Origin of the sequence: Sinobaca qinghaiensis, from assembly GCF_003610495.1 — a bacterium.
Classification (GTDB): Bacteria; Bacillota; Bacilli; order Bacillales; family Marinococcaceae; genus Sinobaca; species Sinobaca qinghaiensis.
The window spans coordinates 157,591-174,977 of record NZ_RAPK01000006.1 but is presented as its reverse complement, the minus strand read 5'-3'; the positions used below and the strand labels follow the sequence as shown (position 1 = coordinate 174,977).

The window sequence follows — 17,387 nt, the reverse complement described above, 5'->3', positions numbered from 1 at the left end:
TTCGCATTTCATTTCTTCCTCCAGGCTCTGCTGGCCATTATTTAAGAAAGAAAGGATTTTTTCATAAGAATGGACTGAAACGTGTCTTCTCCTATCGTCTCTTCCATTCTTTCTACTTCCACAAACCCATGCTTTTTGTAAAAAGCTGTTCCTTTTTCGTTTTCAGCCTCCACGTTTAAGGTAAGCACATCCGCCTCTTCGAGCACGTCAAAACACGCTCTGAACAATGCTTCCCCAGTACCCATGCGCTGATATTCAGGACGCACATACAGAGCGGCCAGGACGCTTTCCCGGTCTCCGTTTGGATAGGTAACATTAATAAATCCGGAAACTACATCTTCTTCTTCCGCCACGAAAAACACTGACCTCTTAAGTCTCATCTTCAGCATCTGGCTCGAATACGCGTACTCGAGAAAGCGGTCCTGCGCATCTTTTTCGATCAGCCCTTCATAGGCTTCGCGCCAGGATGATTCTGCCGTTTCCTGTACCTTCGGTATATCTGCTTCGGTCATTTTTCTTATATTCATCGTGTTCCTCCTTCTAGAAATTCCGGTAAATCTGCATATTTTTTTTGAAAAAGGGTAATGCGTAACAGTATAAGATATTATAAGGAGGATTTTTTCATGGGAAGCCAGGCAGGACAGTCACTAAAAATCGGAGCTAATTATACAGCCAAAGAGCTGGACAGCTTTGTAGAAAATACGCACGTTACGCTGATCGCTACAAATGAGAATTATTTATTCAGTGATCCCAACCGTCAATTTAAGGTGATACATGAAGTACAGGGATACTTCGATCACTCTAAAGAAATCGGCGGCAAAGAATACATTGAGAAAAAAGCTTATATCGTAGAAAAAGCATAACATCTCCGCCTCTGCCACGTGCAGAGGCTTTTATTATGCCAAAGAAGCGGTGGCTTCCGAAATAACAGCCATCGTCCGGCCTTTGAAAGACGGAGGCACACTTTCGTTATGTTCATTTCTATAATAAAACGAATCGGTTTCTTTCATATGAGTATACCCCAGGGAGAGCAGCGCCTCCTGCAGGGAAACAGGAAGCTCTGTTGTTGCTTCTGCTTTTATATAAGTTTCAGAAGGGTATACATGCACATCAATGTCCCCTCTGCCTGAATCAATAACAATTAAATCCTCCGGCTGGCGGGACACCCATATTCCTTTGGAATAAACGGAAATTCTGGCCTCTTCCAGTGATGCGACGCCTTTGAGATTGATGCCAAATACCGCATCCACCCACTCCCGTATGCTGTCTCCATCAGGCGCTGCTTCCTGCTCCAGGCAGTCTTTGAGCACCTCCCACTTTGGAAAGTTCATAATCTCTGCATCGGAAATAGGCTGCCGGCGCTTTCCAACTGCTTCCATTACCGCGTCGCTGTACCGCCCTTCCAGCCGGCCTTCTCCTCTATCAGAGATTTCTTTGAGGTCCATATTAAAAACCTTTCTTACCGTTTCCAGCACAGTTTCCGGAATCGGCCTGTCCGACTGCTTAATTTGTTCATCCATCTGCTTCAGCTTGACCTGCTGGTTAGACGCCTTGTTCATTTGTTTCACTCCTATGTAGTTTTACATGATATAAAGAAAGCATGAGGCCGGGCGGACTCGGCTTCATGCTATATGATTATAAGCCTAAGCGTGCTGGATCTTTTCCCTGCGTATCGCTTCAAGTCTTTCATCGACTTCCGCTTTGGACAGCTTGTTCTCGATAATGTAACGGTTTCTTGGAGTGACGCGGCATTCATGCGTGCAGCCCCTCATATATTTATCCTCGTTTTCTTCCGAGCAGAGAATCTGCTTATTGCATTCGGGATTTCCACAGTTGACGTAGCGTTCGCACGGCTCACCGTCAAAGTGATCGCGGCCTACAACAATATGCTCCACCTGATTAACGGGAACACTCAGGCGTTCATCAAATACATAGCATTTACCGTTCCAGCCGGCACCTTTTACTTCTTCATCTTTTCCGTACGTGACAATGCCTCCATGAAGCTGGGAGACATTTTCGAAGCCTTCTTCTTTCAGCCAGCCGGAGAATTTTTCACAACGGATACCGCCGGTACAATACGTTAGAATCTGCTTTCCTTCAAACTGTTCTTTATTCTCTTCTATCCATTCCGGCAGTTCCCGGAAGGAACGAATATCCGGACGCACCGCGCCTTCAAAGTGGCCGATATCGTATTCATAGTCGTTACGGGCATCCAATACAACTGTATCTTCGCGCTGCATCGCTTCATAGAATTCCTTTGGGCTTAAATAGTCCCCTGTCTGTTCTTTCGGATCAATATCATCTTCGAGCCGCAGGGAAACCAGCTCCCGTTTGGGACGGACATGCATTTTTTTAAATACATGGCCTTCTGTTTCATCTATTTTAAAAATGGTTTCTGCGAAATGTTCATCATGCCGCATAGCCCGGATATATTTTTCTGTCTGTTCGACGGTTCCGGAAACGGTACCGTTAATACCTTCCGGTGCAATAAAAATACGGCCTTTCAAGCCGATATGCTTACAGTAGTTCAAATGGGCAGCGGCTTTTGTTTCCGGATCTTCAACATTTACGTAATGATAATACAATAATACCCGGTATTCCTGATTTTCTTCCATCTTTTATCACCTATTGTTTTATATTTGCAAGATATAAACTCGTAAGGCTTAGTACACATACGATTTTCTTACACTGTACTATTGTATATAGTTCCTCTATTTTTGACAACTCTTCTTTCTTTTCCTTCAACCGCCTAATTTTACCGGGCTGGACGAAAAGCCGTCGAAAGAACAAGCAGGGCACTTCCCATTATTGTAGCCGCCAGAGCCACAGGTTGAACAGGGATTAATAAGTAATAGCCGGTAATACCGGCAATGGGCAGAAAACCCATAAAAAATAGGGCCAGCCCCGCCGCTCTCATTAATAATAGCTTCATTAATTACTCCTCTATTCCTTTATTTCATACTTATTAGTATAGCAAAAAACCGGTGCAGACAACCTCACCGGTTTTAGAAAGGAAGCTTTTTATTTAGAAATCAAAGCCTGAAGATTACGAATATTCTTAATAACAATATGGTTTTCTTTGAAATCAATAACGTCTTCCTGCTTCCAGCTGTTTAAAAAGCGGTTTACGCTTTCCCGGGTCAGGCCGATCAATGCCCCTATTTCCGTATTGGTCAGTCTGACAGAAAGCCTTCTTCCTTCCGGGCAGGGTATCCCGAAAGAAGCATCCAGTTCCAGAAGCACGGAAGCAAGTGCTTCTTTTTTGCCGAATAAAAGAAGGTCCCGGCATCTTTTTTGGTACAAATACTGCTTTCTGCCGATCCATTTTGAAAATTCGACAGCAAACTCTCCGGACTCCCGCATTAAATCTTCCAGAGAAGCGGCCGAAATAACCAGAGCCTCTACTTTTTCCAAAGCGACCGCACCATAGCTGTACGAACCGTCGGTCTCGCCGTAGTACTCCCCAATCAAGTCTCCTTCATTGATGATGGCATAGATAATCTCCCGGCCATCAGACGTTGTTTTCTGAAGTTTAATCTTTCCTTTTCGAATAAAATAAAAATCGTCGGCACGATCTCCCTCGAAAAAAAGATAACTGCCGCGGCACTTATGAATCACCGGCCGCTGCATCCGGCTCTGAAGCCGGCGGAATGGATCATCGTATAAGAAGTCCCGGACGGCCTGGCTGTTTTTCAATCGGGCCCGGCTTTCAACGGAAGAAGCAAAGGTCATGGTTATCATTCCCCCTTACTATTTATCCTTATCATAACAGGAACAGCGCTCTTTTGTACGTCATCAATTGGAAAAATTCTGTTAAGACTGCTGCTCTTTCATTCGAACAATAAGCACATCGCACTTCGCCCGTCTTGCTATTTGTTCGGAAACACTTCCTATAATAAATCTCTCAACCGTCCCAAGACCGGTTGCACCTGCAATAATCAGGTCAACTTCATATTTGCCGGCCAGTTCTTTAGGAATTTTCACTTTTGGTGAACCGTGCTCCAGTACTGCTGTTACTTTTTTGATTCCTGCGTCATTTGCCTGTTTTTCATAGTCGTCGAGCAGTTCCTTTGCATACTCTTCGAGCTCAGAGACAAAGGCAGAGCTGCTGTCCACTACGTGGCAGATAACAAGTTCCGCTCCTTCTCTTCGAGCCATCGCAACTGCTTTTTTAAAAGCATTTTTAGACTCTTCCGATCCATCCACCGCTGTCAGAATTTTTTTGTAGTTTTCCATTGATTATTTCCCCTTTCAGAGATAATGTTCTATCTACTTTTCCTTGTGCGCAGCAGTGTAATTTAAATTATCAACCGCTCATATTTTTCTCCCATAAGAGCGATCTGTTACATATTAGAACCATTCTTTCTCTAAGGCAGGGAAAGTATTACTTTTCTCTGCAAGCTGTAAATTGAAAAAATTCATTAAGCTTCCTGCTCTGTCATCCGGACAATCAGCACATCGCACTTCGCCCGTCTTGCTATTTGTTCGGAAACACTTCCTATAATAAATCTCTCAACCGCTCCGAGACCGGTTGCACCTGCAATAATCAGGTCAACTTCATATTTACCGGCCAGCTCTTTAGGAATTTTCACTTTTGGAGACCCGTGCTCCAGTACTGCTGTTACTTTTTTGATTCCTGCGTCATTTGCCTGTTTTTCATAGTCATCGAGCAGTTCTTTTGCATACTCTTCGAGACCTGCAATAAAAGCAGAGCTGTAGTGTTCAATTCTGTTGTAGGAGCTGGTGTCGACAACGTGGCAGATAACAAGTTCCGCCTCTTCTTTTTGAGCCATCGCAATTGCTTTTTTGAAAGCATTTTTAGATTCTTCCGATCCATCCACCGCTGCCAGAATTTTTTTGTAATTTTCCATCGTTCATTTCCCCTTTCAAAGGTAATGTTCTATCTACCTTTAGTATAGTGGGTCTTTCTTCATAACAGTGTGATATAGATCACAGGAAAACATAGTAAATTTGACAATTATAAGTCATCCGCCGTAAAAAAAGAAGCTGCCGGAAAGTGGCAGCTCCTCTGTTTGTTACGGTTTAACAATAAATGTAGTCTGACCGTAGTTAGGCTGAAATGACGTATCATATTTTACTTTTTTCGTTAATTCTTCATTTTTTTCTGTCTTAAATGTCAGCTGAAATTCTTTTCCTTCCAGCTCGTCTGCATCAAGGAGACCATCTACGTGCAGAAGCTGATCTGTTGTTCCGTGGCCGTCTCCGCTTTCAAGTACAGCTTTAGTAAAAGCAAGATCCTTTTCTGAAGTCGATGCGTTTGTTACGTACACTCTTTCCATTTACTTATCTCTCCTTTTATCGTTCATGACTTTTGTATTCCCAAAATGAAGAACGCTGACACCTCTTTTATTAAATGATTTCCCCAACTAAAAAGCCGCCCCTTTTTCAGGGGCGGCTGCACATTGTTTATTTGTTTTTGTTTTCCGCTTTTTCCAGCTCTTCAAGACCTCTGTGTGTCTGTGGAAAGCCGTTGGCCTGCCACTCTGATTTATGGGCAGAATCCAGCTGGGAAAGGCCTTCTTCTGAAGGATCGGCTTCAGCATCTACGCTTTCTCTTTTATCTATTTTCTGGGTGTTGCTGATCTCTTCCTTTTCTGAGCGCTGCGGCAGCTCATTTTGATTGTTCTTACAGCTGGCTGCCAGAACAACAGCGGCAACTGCAGCAAAAACAGCAACCAGGCTCCAGGTACAGTTTGAAATATTTTTCATGACATCTCCTCCATCTTTAGGCAAAATGATAGTGCGTCGATTACCATTCAGCTTATTTATTATCTCTTTAGTGTATGTATCCTTTTTCCGCCTCCTCGAAACCCTTATACACGCCCCGGCCGACTGAAAAAAACAGGAATCTCGCTCTAATACAGGTTCTTTGCTATAATTACAGTGACTAAAAAGGGAAAATCTTAAACAATAATACCTGGAAAGAAAAGGTGTCTGCATGGAGATTTCTATCGTACAGATTGGAAAAATGTTATATTTAGGCCTGTTTATTGGATTTGGGCTGTTTTTTGCCTACAACCATTTTCAGACAGGCGACACAGCCTGGACCATTGCTTTTTTATTAGCTTCTGTCATTCCCTGTATTCTTATCGTAAAAGAATGGAAAAGCATCAGGGAAGCCAACGCAGATAAATCAAACTCTTCGAAATAACAAGGAGGAAACCCATTGAGTTATTCTATTGACGTATTTACACAGCCAAACTGTGAATCCTGTTTAAAAGTTAAGACGTGGCTGGAAAATCAAAATATTGCCTATACCGAAAAAGACATCGTTAATGATATGAATGCAAATAAGGAATTCGGCGAAGCCGGCCAGAAGTTCGTTCCGTATACCGTTATCAGCATTAAGGATAAAAAGCTTAGTGTGGTAGGTCCCAATACGAAAAAAATTGATAATATTCTCCGGCTGAACGGTGCCTACGCTAAAAAAAGATAATCGTGCGGAATAAGAGCACATGAAAAAAACAGGAGCCTCTTCAGGCTCCTGTTTTTTTATATCTGCACTTATACACGCCGGGACTTTTACAGGGCAGGTCTTCCTGCCTGGGTATGGCGGAAAAATTCAATAGCATCTATAAACTCAATTTCATAGTATTCTTCTACTTCCTCCAGGCTGTACAAATGCATGCCATCCCGGTTTTCGAGGGCAAACATATAGTCATGACGCAGCCTGTCCATCGGCTCTTTACCCAGAAACTGGTGCTCATATTCCCGATGCTTTTCCTGAAAACTCTGGGTGAATTCCAGAACCGTATCAAAGGAAAGATCTATAAAAGCGTGTACGAGTACTAATTTTTTCTTGCGGTAGGCTATTGCTCTGTAATAATTGCCTCGTTCGTCTTTAATTACATCTTTATACAGCGATATATCCATTTGTCTTTCCCCCCTTTTCGTGGTGTACCTCTATTATACGCCCGATCAAAAAGAGAGAAAATAAATCTGCTTTTTCTATTAATACAGTTTTCCCCGGATATAAAGAATAGTCGACAGCTTGGTTACCGAATGAATAAAGCAGTTTTGGCGGAGAGGAAAAGGATCCCCGAAAAACTGTGGAAGAATAGTATCCATCGTATGCTTCATCTTATCAAACAGCTGTTTAAATACTTCTTCTTCGCTGTACATCGTTGTTTCTCTTCCCTGCAGCCATTCCAGGTAGGAAACAATAACGCCTCCCGCATTGGCCAGAATATCCGGAATAATTACGGAACCCTTATCGCTTAAGTATTTATCTGCTTCTGCTGTAATAGGCGTATTTGCTCCTTCAATAAGCAGTTCAGCTTTAACGTCTTTCATATTGTGTTCGTCTACCACATTGCCAAGAGCCGCGAAAAACAAAGCATCAACATCCATCGTAATAATATCATCGCGTCCCATGATTTCAGCTTCTATACCCAGTCCATTAATTTCTTCGGAAGTCCGGGGGAGATCTCCTTCGTTTTCTTTCGTGAAGGCAGCAAGCTCAGGTACTGCCAGCCCTTTTTCGTTATAAAGCGTGACATTTCTATCGCTGACGGCCACTACCTTATTATTTAGATGAGGGCAGTGATACGCCTCCAGAGCGGCAACGGAACCAACATTTCCAAATCCCTGCACCGCAATTTTCAACGGCTTTTCCGTATACTGCAGTGCTGTTTTTAAAAACGGGTTTGTACTGTCCGGGTAATCGCCTTTATGCTCTTTAAGGAAATCATGAAGAATGTAGCGGAACGTAAAGTAAACTCCCTTCCCTGTCGCTTCTTTACGACCCAGCGACCCTCCATTAAGAACGCTTTTTCCGGTAAAGCTTCCACGGTAGGACTCGCCGGGATGAATATTTTTGAACTCTGCCATCATCCAGTCCATTTCCCTTTCGCTTGATCCCACATCGGGAGCCGGCACGTCCTTGTCTGTGCCAAGAATGTCAGCAAAATACTGCACATATTTTTTGCAGATAAGGTTCAGCTCTTTTTTATTATAATCCCGCGGATTAATGGAAATACCGCCTTTTGCGCCTCCGAACGGCACATCATGCAGAGCGTTCTTAAGAGACATTAACGAAGCAAGCGTGATCGTTTCTTCCTCACTTACACTTTCATGAAAACGGATGCCTCCTTTATAAGCACCCATTGTATTATTGTGCTGCACCCGGAAAGCCGGAATCCGGACTACTTTGTCATCCCGGAGCGTAACCCGGAGAAATGATTTATGGATATGGTTTGGAGTGGAAAGAATAGAAAGAAGAGATGAAAAAGCTTTCTTTCTATCCTCCTGCTGTAAATCTGGGAGAAAATCTTTATTTTCCATTAATGCATTTAATGAATTTTCTATAATTGCTTCTGTTTTTTCCATAACGACTGACAGCCCCTCTCTTATATGTATGCGTTCTATTTTCTATTCCACACTTTCATGGGAAATAATCACGGGATTTCCAAAGCCTGCTTATGCCTGATTCCCTTTTCCTTTTTTCCGCTGATTATCTGCGGCTGCAGCGCAGCAAATCAGGAATGTGTTACAATTCATTTTAGACGATAGGAAAGCAAAGATATTCTTATAAAGGAAAGAGAGCTTTTTATGCAGACAAACGAATGTTCACTTAGAGAAAAAAGCATCGTTTTTATCGGTTTTATGGGCGTTGGCAAAACGACAATAGGAAAGCTTGTAGCAAAAAAGCTGTACCGGTCTTTCATAGATATCGATGAAGCCATTGAACAGGAATATCAAATGCCGGTTCCGGAAATTTTCAAAACCATCGGCGAAAAAGAATTCCGCGAAAAAGAAAAGCAGCTGATTCAGCATTATGCCGGTCAGAAACTGAAGATTATTTCTGTCGGCGGCGGTGCTTTTATGCAGAAAGAAGTCCGCGAAGCCTGCATGGCAGACTGTATCGTAATTTATCTTGATATTACCTGGGATGTCTGGAAGAATGAACGTCTTCACATGCTTATGGAAAGCCGTCCCGTACTGCAGGGCCGCAGTATGGAAGAAATCGAAGATCTGTTTAACAAACGGAAAATGATATACGCCGAGCACAGCTCGAAAGTATCCACTGACCATTTGACAGAAGAAGAAATCGCAGAGTATATTACAGACTCTCTGAAAGTTTCCTGGAAAATGAACGAATAAAACCGACGGCCGTGCACTTGGTTTTATGTATCTAAAAAGCCGTTCTCTATCGCAGAGAACGGCTTTTTTTATATACAGACTTATTTGTGGAACATTGTCATTAATGCGTGATACAGCTCAACGCACTGGAACGTGACAAGACTTAGTGCTGTAAGCCCCATTGCTCCCATCATAACAAAGCGAAAGCTTTGCAGAAAATATGCTGCAATCATATGATCATCTCCTTATTGAGATTATCATACTCTCTTCTTTGAAAAAATCAAGCGGTTTTCACTGAAATTGTAAAAAAAAGTTCACATTTGGTCATTGTGTTTATTTACTATTGTTCATCCAATTCTGATTTATAGGCCGGATGAAGCTTCTGAAGAAGGATCTGCTTTTCTGATTTCAATGGTTTTAATTTGATGGTTATCCATTTCGTTCACCTGAAAAATCCACTCCTGGAATAGAAGCCTGTCCTGTTCGGCTACGTCATATTTCTGAGAGAACACCCATCCCCCAATCGTATCCACGTCTTCTGCCATAATATCAACAGCCAGCAGCTCGTTGATTTCTTCAATAAGGACTTTGCCGTCTATTTTATAATGGTCCTCTCCTAGCTTCTCGACTAAAGCATGCTCTTCCATATCAAATTCATCCTGAATTTCCCCAACAATCTCCTCAATAATGTCTTCTGCGGTTACAAGTCCCGCTGTTCCTCCAAATTCATCCAGAAGGATCGCCATGTGGGTTCTTTCTTTCTGCATAGTGAGAAGAAGCTTCGAGATAGGTACGGTTTCGAGCATCTGAATAACCGGCCGGACGAACTCCTCCAGCGGCCGCTCTTTTTCCAGCATATGATTCTCCTCAACGTATAAGTAGCTTAATATATCGCGGGCATGCACCATTCCTATAATATGATCTTTATCGCCTTCCAAAAGCGGATACCTTGTAAAACGTTCTGTCGTCATTATAGTTACGCTTTCCTTTAAAGTATCCGTCACAGAGAGCGCGGTCATTTCTGTGCGGGGAACCATTATTTCTTTTGCCAGACGGTTATCAAACTCGAAAATCCGGTTTACATAGCTGAATTCGGACTGGTTGATTTCCCCTTTTTCATAACTGTCGGAAAGAATGAGTTTCAGCTCTTCCTCGGAATGCGCCCCTTCATTTTCAGACATCGGCTTTAAACCGACCATTTTTGTCAGCTGGCGCGCAGACCCGTTTAAAAACCATATAAAAGGAAACATTATCCGGTAAAACAGGCGGATGGGCTTAGCGGTCAACAGCGTAACCTGCTGCGCTTTTTGTATAGCAAGCGTTTTAGGCGCCAGTTCTCCAACTACTACGTGCAGAAATGTAACGGCCAGAAAGGCGATCAGAAAAGTGCCTATGGTTGTAATAGATCCCGGCAGGCCAAGTGGTTCTATAAGAGGGTGCAGCAGCCTTTCTACTGTAGGCTCCCCCAGCCACCCCAGTCCCAAAGCTGTGATAGTAATACCCAGCTGGCAGGCAGACAGGTATTCATCAAGACGGTCGGTTACATGCTTAGCCGCCCGGGCCCTTGGCTTTCCTTCTGCAATCAGCTGATCGAGCTGGGAAGAACGTACTTTGACAATGGCAAATTCCGTGGCGACGAAAAAGGCCGTCAATGCAATCAGTGCTGCTACAAAAAATAAATTAAGAATGGTCAATTAAATCCCCGCTCTGCACGGGGATTCACCTCCTGTTTTTTAAATTTTTTTATAGGCTTTATATCTTACCTCTGATTTACACTAGCCACGCCTCCTGCCTCGTTATTACAGGTTTTTCCTTATTATACCACCTGCGTCAGAAAAACTGCTGTACGGAAGGCAGGATAGATGTTTCTCTTTTAATTTCCAGCTGCATTCGTTTCTGTTTTTTGGACTACCTGCTCAATAGTAGCAAGCTTTCCTTCCATATGTACCGTTTCCCACTCATCATTTTCCTCTGCAACAACGCTGAACCCCTGCTTTTTCCAAAAAGAAAGGCCTCCTTCTAAAAACAACTGAGTGTGCAGGTAGAGCATATGATAGTCATTCTGCCTGCAGAAATGAAGAAGCTCCCGTAATAAAGCGGTACCTATTCCTTTTTTCCGCATAGCCGGATCCACGTAACATTTAATAATTTCACACGTTTCTTTAAGCTCATACCTGCCCTCGATAGAAGCAATTCTGTCATCATATGGCCTGACAGCTATTGTGCCTGCAGCCTCTCCATCTATGTAAGCCCCAAATACGGCGGTCCTCTGTGGTTGAACAAGCCGCTCATTCATATATAGTGCATCCAGCCTGGCCGTTTCGGACAACGGATGAGGAAATGCTTCTTCCATCGTTGCCAGCAGAAAACGGCCGGCTTCTTTTGTATCTTCTTCCTGGAGTTCTTTTATATACAGCAAGGCCGGATCCCCTTTCATTTCTATTAGTATCTATTTTCTTACAAATCGTTGAAAGAAGAAAGCCTTAATTCTTTTCCTTCCTATTATAAAAAATCTGCTTTCCCTGTCGATATTATAAGTATAAAGTCCTTTAAATTATCTTTATTTATTTTTTAACGGGATATTTGGACTATTATTTACATATTGTTGAGAAGGGAAGACAACGAATGAAACGTGCAAAACAATGGTTCACCTTATCTACTATACGAGGAAAGCTTATTACTTATTTTCTCCTTATCGGCCTTATCCCGGTTACTATTGTGTCTTTTCTGCTGTTTTACACGAGCAGTGATGAGATTATTGCCAAGGAAGAGGAGTCCGTACAGGCTTCTACGGAGTACACAGCAGAAGCGATGGACAGCTGGCTTGATAAACATATGGACGAAATACGAATCGTGGCCGGCACCGGCGATATCCGGGGCAATGATCCCGATACCCAGCTTCAGCTCGTAAATGAAATTCAGGCCCAGAACGACAACTACGAAACCGTTGTTTTCACTGATGATGAAGGTATCGTCCGTGCCCATACGATTGCTGAAAATATTGATACGCTCGATTTATCAGACCGCGACTATTTTCAAAACGGAATGAACGGGGAAGAAACAACTTCCGAGGTGCTCACTTCCAACTCTACGGGCAACCGCATCGTAGTTGTAGCAGCACCTGTTGTCAATGATGCCGGAGACAACATAGGCGTCCTGTCTGCTTCCGTTAATTTCGAAACCGTTGTTACGCAGTTTTTAACCGATGAAAACAGCGGTTTTTCTTCAGCTGAACCTGTTCTCATAGACCAGCAGAATATTATTCAGGTACATCCGCAGGAAGATCTGATCGGTACACCTGTAGAAGAAGCCGGATTGGGTGGGGAATGGAACGGCCTTCTCGAAGCCGGAAAAACCGAAAGCGGATTTTCTACTGTAGGAAGTGGAAGCAGTGAAAGCCTTGTGGCATACTCGCCGATAGCCGCAGCAGGACTTTCTTTATTTACCGTAACCTCTATGGACGACGTTCTTGCTGCCAATGATGCTATCCAATGGATCAGCATGACAGCCATTCTTATTTCCGCGGTTCTTATCGTTGCAGCTGCTGTTTTTATTGCAAAAAGCATCAGCAATCCTTTAAATAAAGTAGCAGATCAGGTTCAGCTCGTCGCAGACGGCAGGCTTACCGGAAAAGACCTGACTGTCGACCGCAAAGATGAAATCGGACAACTTGCTGCTAACAGTAACGCTATGACTGCGAACCTGAAAGAGTTAGTGTCACAGCTGGCTGTCGGGACCGAGCTCGTCAACACTTCTTCCCAGGAACTGCTGGTCAGTTCAGGCCAGTCCACCGATACGACAAAAGAAATTACTGCTTCTATTCAGGAGGTCGCAGCCGGTTCAGAAAAGCAGTCGGAAGGCGTAATGGAGAGCCTCCAGTCTATGGAGGAAATGACGGAAGGCGTACAGCAGATGGCCGACAGCTCCTCCTCTATTTCCGATAATGCCGGGCGGACGCTCGAAATCGCAGAAAAAGGAGACGAGCGTGTGCAGGAAACCCTGGCGAAAATGAAATCTATCCAGCAGTCCGTCCTGCACTCCACAACTATTACAGACTCGCTGAATAAACGCTCACAGGAAATCGAAAAAATTCTGCAGGTCATTACCGGCATTGCCGAGCAGACAAATCTTCTGGCGCTGAATGCTGCCATTGAAGCCGCACGCGCAGGCGAGCAGGGCCGTGGCTTTGCCGTTGTAGCCGACGAAGTACGAAAGCTGGCGGAAGGGTCCCAGGATTCTTCCAAACAGATTGCTAAAATCATTAAAGAAATTCAGCTCGATATTACCGAATCCTCCCAATCAATGAGTACGGTGACAGCAGAAGTGGAAGAAGGCCTTTCCATTGCTGAAGAATCGAAGATGACATTCCAGGAAATTGTGGAACGCACAAGTACGGTTGCAGGCCAGATTGAAAATATGGCAGCCGTATCTGAAGAAATGGCGGCCGGCTCTGAACAGGTTTCCGCTTCGTTTACGAGCATAGCCTCTATTTCGCAGAATACGACAAGCAGCACCCAGCAAATCGCCGCTGCTTCCGAGCAGCAGCTTGCTTCGAGTGAAGAAATTAACGCTATTGCCCAGACGCTCCATCTTCTGGCTGCAGAGTTAAACGGCCTGATTAACAAATTTGAAATCGATCAAAAATAGAGTAAACAAATACCGGATTGATAAAAATTTCAACAGCGATGTTTGAAATGGTCTTGAAAAGGAAATGAAAACCAATATGTAACTATTAGACAAAAGGAGTTTTCATTCATGGTTCAAGACCCACGAACTAAATACTATAATAACGATTATCCTAAACAATACCAGGACCCTCCCGGCGTCCAGAAATATATGGATCCGCAGCCGGACTGCGGAGAAGAAAGCTATAAAGGCACCGGCCAGCTCGAAGGGCGTAAAGCGCTTATTACCGGTGGTGATTCCGGCATCGGCCGCGCCGCAGCTATCGCGTATGCCCGTGAAGGAGCGGACGTAGCTATTAACTACCTTCCAGTAGAAGAACCTGATGCTCAGGAAGTGAAAGAACTTATTGAAAAAGAAGGCCGCAAAGCTGTTCTCCTTCCCGGAGATCTTCGTGATGAATCCGTCACACGGGAGCTTGTTCAGTCCGCTGTGCGCGAACTGGGCGGCCTGGATCTTCTGGCTATGGTTGCTGGAAAGCAGCAGGCAGTGGAAGATATCGCTGACTTAACAACAGAACAAATCGTTTCTACTTTTGAAACGAACGTTTTTTCCATGTACTGGATGACTCAGGAGGCTATTCCTCATATGCCTGCCGGCAGTACTATTATTACGACCACATCGGTAGAAGGATACGATCCTTCCCCAATGCTTCTTGATTACGGCGCAACAAAAAGCGCTATTATTGGCTTTACAAAAGCGCTCTCCAAGCAGATCGCTTCCAAAGGCATCCGGGTTAATTCCGTTGCGCCTGGCCCTTTCTGGTCCGCGCTGCAGATTTCCGGCGGACAGCCTCAGGAAAACATTCCGAAATTCGGAAAAGAAACCCCCGCTGTTCCATTGGAACGCGCCGGACAGCCGGTGGAACTCTCCGGCATTTATGTATTTCTTGCATCTGAACAGTCCAGCTATGTAACAGGACACGTATACAGCGCTACCGGCGGACTAAACGCCAACTAATTATATTTATGTAAGAAAAGGAAGCAGACCCCCGAGGGGGCTGCTTCCTTTTTAGTTATGCAGATGTTCACATAGATGAGCCATTGCCCAGGAATAGAGAGAGAATAATCACGGCAGTAAGGTATACTGCGCCGGAAACAACCCAGGTCGTTATCGTTTTATCCATCAGCCCGTCCTCCTGTGTTTAATTTTTTGGAGCCTGAGTGAATTGGTTACCACGGAAACCGAGCTGAACGCCATGGCTGCTCCTGCAATCCAGGGTGCCAGCAGGCCCGCTGCCGCAATCGGAATTCCGAGCGAATTGTAAAGAAAGGCAAAAAACAAATTCTGTTTAATGTTTCGCATTGTTTTCCGGCTCATCGTTACTGCATCTACTACGCTGAGAAGATCCCCGCGCATCAAGGTCACGTCAGCCGCTTCAATGGCTACATCTGTTCCTGTGCCGATCGCCATTCCTATATCAGCTGCTGCCAGAGCGGGAGCATCATTGATCCCGTCGCCTACCATAGCCGTTTTTCTTCCTTCTTTCTGCAGCTGCTGAACGTGAAACGCTTTTTCTTCAGGAAGCACTTCAGCCAGAACCCTGTCAATTCCTACAAGCGACGCGATTGCTTTAGCCGTCTGTTCATTGTCTCCTGTCATCATTACGACTTCGAGACCGGCTTCTTTTAACAGGCGGACCGCTTCGGCTGATGTTTCTTTGACCGTATCCGCTACCGCTAAAGCGCCTATATAGATGCCTGCTGAAGCAAACAGCATCACCGTTTTCCCCTGGGCTTCCAGCTCTTTTACTGCTTCCCGGTCTGCATCGAAGTTTATATTGTTTTCTTCCATCAGCTTTCTGGTGCCTGCCAGAACCGTTCTGCCTTCAATTTCCGCCCGTATTCCCCGGCCAGGAAGACTTTCGAAATCAGCGGCGGTATAAAGGCCGGCTTTTTCTGTTTCCGCTTTTTCTACAATCGCTTTTGCCAGAGGGTGTTCTGAATCTTTCTCAGCCGAGGCCGCAACAGCAAGCAGTTCTTTTTGCTTTTCCGGGTCCGCTGCCAGTATATCCGTCACGGCGGGTCGTCCCTGCGTAATCGTTCCGGTTTTATCAAGAATCACCGTATCGATACTTTGCGTGCTCTCCAGATATTCGCCGCCTTTAAACAGCACTCCCATTTCCGCTGCCCGGCCGGAGCCGGCCATAATGGAAGTAGGGGTAGCCAGACCGAGGGCACATGGACAGGCAATAACAAGAATCGAAATAACGGGAATCAATGCCGTTCCAAATTCTCCCGGTGCCACCCAGATCATCCAGACAGCAAAAGTGAGAAAGGCAATTCCAATGACCGTCGGTACAAATATACCGGAAATCCTGTCTGCCAGCCTTTGGATGTCTGCTTTTGAATTCTGTGCCTCCTCCACTACTTTAATAATCTGGGCCAGCGCCGTATCTTTTCCTACCCGTGAAGCTTTTACGCGCAGGGAGCCGTTATTATTCAAGGTCGCTCCTGTTACTGCATCCCCGGCTTTTTTATCAATAGGCATGCTTTCCCCGGTAAGCATCGATTCATCAACAGAAGAGCTTCCTGACAAAATCTCTCCATCCACCGGAACTTTGTCTCCGGGCCTGACTAACACGATGTCTCCCTGAACGACGTCTTCTACAGGAAGCGTCATCTCTTCCCCGTCACGCTCAACAAGCGCTGTTTTGGCCTGAAGGCCGAGCAGGGACTGAATCGCCTGAGACGTCCGCCCTTTGGCCCGTGCTTCGAACAGTTTTCCAAGCACAATCAGCGTAATAATAACGGCAGCTGCTTCAAAATACAGCTCCGGCATTCCCATGGAGCCTCCAGCTGCCCATTCTATGCCTAAATAAATACTGTAGAAATAGGCGGCAGAAGTACCCATAGCTACCAGCACGTCCATATTGGCGCTTTTGTTTCGAAGCGCATTGTAAGCACCCTTGTAAAAAGACGCACCGACGATAAATTGAATTGGAGTAGCCAGCGCCAGCTGAACCCACGGGTTCATAAACATCGCCGGCACCCAAATAAATGAAGTAAATTCAAAGTGGGTGACCATGGTCCAGAATAGAGGCAGTGCCAAAATTAATGCAAAGTAAAATTTACCGGTCTGAACGGAAATATTGTGTTCCCGTTTAGAAGCGGCTTCGGCACCGCTGTCTGTTTTTCGTTTCAGCTCGTATCCTAATTTATCAACCGCCGCTTCCATTTCTTCAGGCTGGACAGCTTCCGGATAATATTCGACAGAGGCTGTCTCCATCGCAAGGTTCACCGCAGCGTAGGATACGCCGGGAAGCTTGTTCAGCTTTTTTTCCACTCTTGCAGAGCAGGCCGCGCAGGTCATGCCGATTACATCAAATTCCGTTTTTTCCTGTTCCACATGGTAGCCGAGTGACTCAATTTTTTCTGCCATATCTTTTTCAGTAACGGTATCGGCATCGTAGGTAACGGCCGCCCGTTCCATGGCAAGATTCACCTGGGCTTCCTGCACACCCGGAAGCCGCCCCATCCCTTTTTCAATTCGGGAGGCACAGGCTGCACAGGTCATACCGGATATATCAAAGGTTATATTTTTTTCCGTGGCCATTTCAACGCCTCCTTTATACCCTTATAGGGTATATATCAATGAAAAAT

21 protein-coding genes are annotated in these 17,387 nt (G+C 44.8%); 6 read left to right on the top strand and 15 right to left on the bottom strand.

Annotated elements, in window-relative coordinates; all coding sequences use genetic code 11:
• Nucleotides 1-41: 41 nt before the first annotated feature.
• A complete protein-coding gene (locus tag ATL39_RS01235) occupies nucleotides 42-527 on the bottom strand; it encodes a GNAT family N-acetyltransferase (RefSeq protein WP_120191466.1) in 486 nt (161 codons plus the stop codon).
• A 96-nt stretch (nucleotides 528-623) separates the two neighbouring features.
• Here ATL39_RS01235 and ATL39_RS01230 point away from each other — a divergent pair, with 96 nt between their 5' ends.
• Nucleotides 624-863, top strand: a complete 240-nt coding sequence (locus tag ATL39_RS01230) for a hypothetical protein (RefSeq protein ID WP_120191465.1) — start codon at nucleotides 624-626, stop codon at nucleotides 861-863.
• Nucleotides 864-896: 33 nt separating this feature from the next.
• Here ATL39_RS01230 and ATL39_RS01225 read toward each other — a convergent pair whose 3' ends face one another.
• The 8 genes from ATL39_RS01225 to ATL39_RS01195 form a co-directional block, all read right to left on the bottom strand.
• Nucleotides 897-1,559 (bottom strand): hypothetical protein, encoded by a 663-nt coding sequence (locus ATL39_RS01225; protein WP_120191464.1) that lies wholly within the window; start codon nucleotides 1,557-1,559, stop codon nucleotides 897-899.
• A gap of 84 nt (nucleotides 1,560-1,643) precedes the next feature.
• Entirely contained in the window at nucleotides 1,644-2,615 is a 972-nt protein-coding gene (gene trhO, locus ATL39_RS01220; RefSeq protein ID WP_120191463.1) for an oxygen-dependent tRNA uridine(34) hydroxylase TrhO, read from the bottom strand.
• A 140-nt stretch (nucleotides 2,616-2,755) separates the two neighbouring features.
• The gene (locus tag ATL39_RS17300) at nucleotides 2,756-2,932 is read right to left on the bottom strand and encodes a hypothetical protein (protein ID WP_170146800.1); all 177 of its coding nucleotides are present in this window, start codon (nucleotides 2,930-2,932) and stop codon (nucleotides 2,756-2,758) included.
• A gap of 89 nt (nucleotides 2,933-3,021) precedes the next feature.
• Complete coding sequence (locus ATL39_RS01215) at nucleotides 3,022-3,732, bottom strand: Crp/Fnr family transcriptional regulator (protein ID WP_170146799.1); 711 nt, start codon at nucleotides 3,730-3,732, stop codon at nucleotides 3,022-3,024.
• An 81-nt stretch (nucleotides 3,733-3,813) separates the two neighbouring features.
• Nucleotides 3,814-4,236, bottom strand: a complete 423-nt coding sequence (locus tag ATL39_RS01210; protein WP_120191461.1) for a universal stress protein — start codon at nucleotides 4,234-4,236, stop codon at nucleotides 3,814-3,816.
• A 185-nt stretch (nucleotides 4,237-4,421) separates the two neighbouring features.
• A complete protein-coding gene (locus tag ATL39_RS01205; RefSeq protein WP_120191460.1) occupies nucleotides 4,422-4,871 on the bottom strand; it encodes a universal stress protein in 450 nt (149 codons plus the stop codon).
• 165 nt (nucleotides 4,872-5,036) lie between these two features.
• Nucleotides 5,037-5,300 (bottom strand): hypothetical protein, encoded by a 264-nt coding sequence (locus ATL39_RS01200; protein WP_120191459.1) that lies wholly within the window; start codon nucleotides 5,298-5,300, stop codon nucleotides 5,037-5,039.
• A gap of 127 nt (nucleotides 5,301-5,427) precedes the next feature.
• Complete coding sequence (locus ATL39_RS01195; RefSeq protein ID WP_120191458.1) at nucleotides 5,428-5,730, bottom strand: hypothetical protein; 303 nt, start codon at nucleotides 5,728-5,730, stop codon at nucleotides 5,428-5,430.
• Between the two features lie 229 nt (nucleotides 5,731-5,959).
• Between ATL39_RS01195 and ATL39_RS01190 the strand changes: the two genes are divergently transcribed.
• Nucleotides 5,960-6,172, top strand: a complete 213-nt coding sequence (locus ATL39_RS01190) for a hypothetical protein (protein WP_120191457.1) — start codon at nucleotides 5,960-5,962, stop codon at nucleotides 6,170-6,172.
• Between the two features lie 15 nt (nucleotides 6,173-6,187).
• On the top strand, nucleotides 6,188-6,457 hold the full coding sequence (locus tag ATL39_RS01185; protein ID WP_120191456.1) for a glutaredoxin family protein: 270 nt from the start codon (nucleotides 6,188-6,190) through the stop codon (nucleotides 6,455-6,457).
• An 86-nt stretch (nucleotides 6,458-6,543) separates the two neighbouring features.
• Here ATL39_RS01185 and ATL39_RS01180 read toward each other — a convergent pair whose 3' ends face one another.
• A complete protein-coding gene (locus ATL39_RS01180) occupies nucleotides 6,544-6,894 on the bottom strand; it encodes a hypothetical protein (protein ID WP_120191455.1) in 351 nt (116 codons plus the stop codon).
• A 78-nt stretch (nucleotides 6,895-6,972) separates the two neighbouring features.
• Nucleotides 6,973-8,349: a Glu/Leu/Phe/Val family dehydrogenase gene (locus ATL39_RS01175; protein ID WP_120191454.1), complete on the bottom strand. Its 1,377-nt coding sequence runs from the start codon at nucleotides 8,347-8,349 to the stop codon at nucleotides 6,973-6,975.
• A 222-nt stretch (nucleotides 8,350-8,571) separates the two neighbouring features.
• On the opposite strand from ATL39_RS01175, the gene ATL39_RS01170 reads away from it, so the two are divergent.
• Entirely contained in the window at nucleotides 8,572-9,123 is a 552-nt protein-coding gene (locus ATL39_RS01170) for a shikimate kinase (RefSeq protein WP_120191453.1), read from the top strand.
• An 80-nt stretch (nucleotides 9,124-9,203) separates the two neighbouring features.
• Here the strand turns inward: ATL39_RS01170 and ATL39_RS17585 are convergent, their stop codons facing one another.
• From ATL39_RS17585 to ATL39_RS01160, 3 genes are all read right to left on the bottom strand, one after another.
• Nucleotides 9,204-9,335: a hypothetical protein gene (locus ATL39_RS17585; RefSeq protein ID WP_281270874.1), complete on the bottom strand. Its 132-nt coding sequence runs from the start codon at nucleotides 9,333-9,335 to the stop codon at nucleotides 9,204-9,206.
• Between the two features lie 129 nt (nucleotides 9,336-9,464).
• Nucleotides 9,465-10,796: a hemolysin family protein gene (locus ATL39_RS01165; RefSeq protein ID WP_120191452.1), complete on the bottom strand. Its 1,332-nt coding sequence runs from the start codon at nucleotides 10,794-10,796 to the stop codon at nucleotides 9,465-9,467.
• Nucleotides 10,797-10,975: 179 nt separating this feature from the next.
• Nucleotides 10,976-11,521: a GNAT family N-acetyltransferase gene (locus ATL39_RS01160; RefSeq protein ID WP_170146798.1), complete on the bottom strand. Its 546-nt coding sequence runs from the start codon at nucleotides 11,519-11,521 to the stop codon at nucleotides 10,976-10,978.
• Nucleotides 11,522-11,727: 206 nt separating this feature from the next.
• Here ATL39_RS01160 and ATL39_RS01155 point away from each other — a divergent pair, with 206 nt between their 5' ends.
• Together ATL39_RS01155 and ATL39_RS01150 are read left to right on the top strand one after the other, a co-directional pair.
• Nucleotides 11,728-13,749, top strand: a complete 2,022-nt coding sequence (locus tag ATL39_RS01155) for a methyl-accepting chemotaxis protein (RefSeq protein WP_120191450.1) — start codon at nucleotides 11,728-11,730, stop codon at nucleotides 13,747-13,749.
• A gap of 108 nt (nucleotides 13,750-13,857) precedes the next feature.
• Nucleotides 13,858-14,745 carry an SDR family oxidoreductase gene (locus tag ATL39_RS01150; protein WP_120191449.1) on the top strand — a complete coding sequence of 296 codons (888 nt, stop codon included), beginning with the start codon at nucleotides 13,858-13,860 and terminating at the stop codon, nucleotides 14,743-14,745.
• Between the two features lie 165 nt (nucleotides 14,746-14,910).
• Here ATL39_RS01150 and ATL39_RS01145 read toward each other — a convergent pair whose 3' ends face one another.
• Complete coding sequence (locus ATL39_RS01145) at nucleotides 14,911-17,340, bottom strand: heavy metal translocating P-type ATPase (RefSeq protein ID WP_120191448.1); 2,430 nt, start codon at nucleotides 17,338-17,340, stop codon at nucleotides 14,911-14,913.
• Nucleotides 17,341-17,387 lie beyond the last annotated feature (47 nt).